At 64.6% G+C, this 3,020-nt stretch carries 4 protein-coding genes; all 4 read left to right on the top strand.

Going from position 1 to position 3,020, the window contains the following annotated elements:
- The first annotated feature begins 188 nt into the window (after positions 1-188).
- Complete coding sequence (locus SY1_RS04485) at positions 189-437, top strand: 50S ribosomal protein L7ae (RefSeq protein WP_015556320.1); 249 nt, start codon at positions 189-191, stop codon at positions 435-437.
- Positions 438-493: 56 nt separating this feature from the next.
- Entirely contained in the window at positions 494-871 is a 378-nt protein-coding gene (rpsL, locus tag SY1_RS04480; RefSeq protein ID WP_208872839.1) for a 30S ribosomal protein S12, read from the top strand.
- 14 nt (positions 872-885) lie between these two features.
- Positions 886-1,356, top strand: coding sequence for a 30S ribosomal protein S7 (rpsG, locus tag SY1_RS04475; protein WP_208872836.1), 471 nt, complete (start codon positions 886-888; stop codon positions 1,354-1,356).
- A gap of 29 nt (positions 1,357-1,385) precedes the next feature.
- Positions 1,386-3,020: elongation factor G (gene fusA / locus SY1_RS04470; protein WP_208872834.1), on the top strand; the 1,635-nt coding region annotated here is incomplete at its 3' end.

Raw genomic sequence — 3,020 nt, 5'->3', positions numbered from 1 at the left:
CAGGGACCTGTCCGCTGACCGCCGTCCCGCGCCGCGGGGCCGCGGATGGCCAGGAAAGGAGGGGAAGGGCGCCAGCCGCGGCGCGAAATTTTTGTCGGAGTTTCCACTGGGGGCCGACATTTAGCTTGACATCCAAGACTTTATTTTGCTATGATACCTCTCACGTCTTGTGCGCGGGAGGTATTGTCATGCCCTTAAACGAATTGGCCGCGGGCACGAGGGTCGTGGGGGAGAAAGAGGTCCTGCGCGCCCTTGGGCGGGACGGGCTGCGAAAGCTTTTCGTGGCGAAGGACGTTGAGTCGGAGAGGCTGCGTCCGCTTCTGGAGGGGGCGCGTGCGCTGGGCGTGGAGGTCGAATGGGCCGATTCCCGCCTCGTTCTGGGGCGCGCGTGCGCAATCGACAGGTCGGCATCGGCAGCAGGGCTGCTGAAGCCTTGATCTCATAGATGTCGCTGGGTTTTTGAAGACGTTTCATTTTTTGAGGAGGAGATTCTGTGCCAACGATCAACCAGCTCGTCCGCCTCGGGCGCGACGAAAAGAGGACCAAGAGCAATTCTCCTGCGCTGCAGGCCAACCCCGCGCGCAGGGGGGTGTGTACCCGCGTGTACACGATCACCCCGAAGAAACCCAACTCGGCTTTGCGCAAGGTGGCGCGCGTGCGCCTTACCAACGGCATTGAGGTGACGTCCTACATTCCGGGCATCGGCCACAACCTGCAGGAGCACTCCGTCGTGCTGGTGCGGGGCGGTCGCGTGAAGGACCTTCCCGGCGTCAGGTATCACATCATCCGCGGCACGCTGGACTGCGGCGGCGTGGAGAACAGGAAGCGCAGCCGCTCCAAGTACGGCGCGCGCAGGCCGAAGGCCAACTAGGGGGAGAGATCGCCATGCCTCGTAAGGGTCATGTAAAAAAGCGCGAGTCAGTGCCGGATATCCGGTTCGGGAGCGAGGCCGCATCCCGCTTCATCAGCAGCCTGATGCTGGGGGGCAAGCGCAGCATCGCGGAGAGGATCTTCTACGGCGCGCTGGACAGCGCAGCGGAGAAGCTTGGCGTTGAGCCCTTCGACGTCTTCGACAAGGCGATGGGCAACGTCGCCCCTCAGATCGAAGTGCGGCCCCGCCGGGTGGGCGGCGCCACGTACCAGGTCCCCGTCGAGGTGACGCCGGAGCGCGGCGTGCAGCTCTCGATCCGCTGGATCGTCTCCTTCGCCCGTTCCAAGAAGGGAATGCCCATGCAGGATCGCCTGATGCACGAGCTGATGGACGCCTACAAGAACGAGGGCAGCTCCATCAAGAAGCGCGAGGACACCCACAGGATGGCGGAGGCGAACAAGGCTTTCGCGCATTACCGCTGGTAGTGAAGATTTTTTTGTGATTGATTGGGTAGGTGCGTTTTTTGGATATTCACAAGCTCAGGAACATAGGAATAGCGGCCCACATCGACGCGGGCAAGACGACGACGAGTGAGCGTATCCTCTACTACACCGGCAGCAGCTACAAGGTCGGCGAGGTGCACGAGGGGACGGCCACGATGGACTGGATGGAGCAGGAGCGGGAGCGGGGGATCACGATCACCTCGGCGGCCACGACCTGCAGCTGGAAGGGCTATACGATCAACCTTATTGATACGCCCGGACACGTGGATTTTACGGTCGAGGTGGAGCGCTCCATGCGCGTGCTCGATGGAGCGGTCGCCGTCTTCTGCGCCGTGGGTGGCGTAGAGCCTCAGTCCGAGACGGTGTGGCGTCAGGCGGATAAGTACCACGTGCCCCGCGTCGCCTTCGTGAACAAGATGGACCGCATCGGTGCGGACTTCAACGCCGTGGTGGCCGCCATCCATGAACGCCTTGGCGCCTGCGCCATCCCCCTGCAGCTCCCGATCGGCGCGGAGGACGACTTCGCCGGGGTGGTGGACCTGATCGATCAGAAGGCGCTCCTCTTCAGCGGCGTCCTGGGGCAGGAGCCCAGGGAGGCCCCGATTCCGGCGGAGCTGGCCATGGCGGCCAAGCAGGGGCGCGACGCCATCGTGGAGGCCCTCTCCGACTTCAGCGACGACATCATGACGCTCTACCTGGAGGGGCAGGAGGTCGGCTCCGAGCTGATCCGAAAGGTCCTCCGGGAGGCCACCATCGGCCTCAAGGCCGTTCCGGTGCTCTGCGGCTCCGCCTTCAAGAACAAGTGCGTGGAGCCCCTCCTGGACGCGGTGGTGGCGTACCTGCCGAGCCCCCTCGACCTGCCCCCGGTCACCGGCACCTCGCCGACGGACCCGGAGAAGGTGCTGGAGCGCCACTCCGACAACGGCGAGCCCTTCACGGCGCTGGCCTTCAAGGTAGCGGTGGACCCCTTCCTGGGCAAGCTCTTCTTCCTGCGGGTGTACTCCGGAAAGCTGGAGAAGGGGAGCACCGTGTACAATTCCACGTCGGGACAGCGGGAGCGCATCGGCCGCATCATGCGGATGCACTCCAACAAGCGCGAGGACATCGACGCGATGGAGGCGGGCATGATCGTGGCCGTCCCCAGCCTGAAGCTCACCAAGACGGGCGACACCCTCTGCGATGAGGCCCACCCCATCGTCCTGGAGAGCCTGGTGTTCCCGGAGCCGGTCATCTCGCTGGCCGTCGAGCCGGCGACGCAGGGCGACAAGATCAAGCTGAGCAAGGGCCTGATCGCTCTGGCCGACGAGGACCCCACGTTCCGCGTCCGGACGGACGAGGAGAGTGGTCAGACGGTCATCTCCGGAATGGGGGAGCTCCACCTGGAGATCATCGTCGATCGCCTGAAGAGGGAGTTCGGCGTGGACGTCAAGGTCGGCAACCCCCAGGTCGCCTACCGGGAGGCCATTCAGCGCGCGGCACGGGCGGAGGGCAAGTACATCCGGCAGTCCGGCGGCCGTGGCCAGTACGGACACGTGGTCTTCGAGATGGAGCCCCTGCCCGACGGCAAGGGCTACGAGTTCGAGGACCGCATCGTGGGTGGCGTGGTGCCGAAGGAGTACATCGCTGCCGTCGAGAAGGGCCTTGAG

It is taken from the genome of Fretibacterium fastidiosum (genome assembly GCF_000210715.1).
Classification (GTDB): domain Bacteria; phylum Synergistota; class Synergistia; order Synergistales; family Aminobacteriaceae; genus Fretibacterium; species Fretibacterium fastidiosum.
This window is presented reverse-complemented; position numbering and strand designations above follow the sequence as displayed.

Bases quoted from the DNA above. Each gene is read 5' to 3' on its own strand.
- SY1_RS04485 (WP_015556320.1), top strand. From the start codon at position 189: ATGCCCTTAAACGAATTGGCCGCGGGCACGAGGGTCGTGGGGGAGAAA.
- rpsG (WP_208872836.1), top strand. From the start codon at position 886: ATGCCTCGTAAGGGTCATGTAAAAAAGCGCGAGTCAGTGCCGGATATC.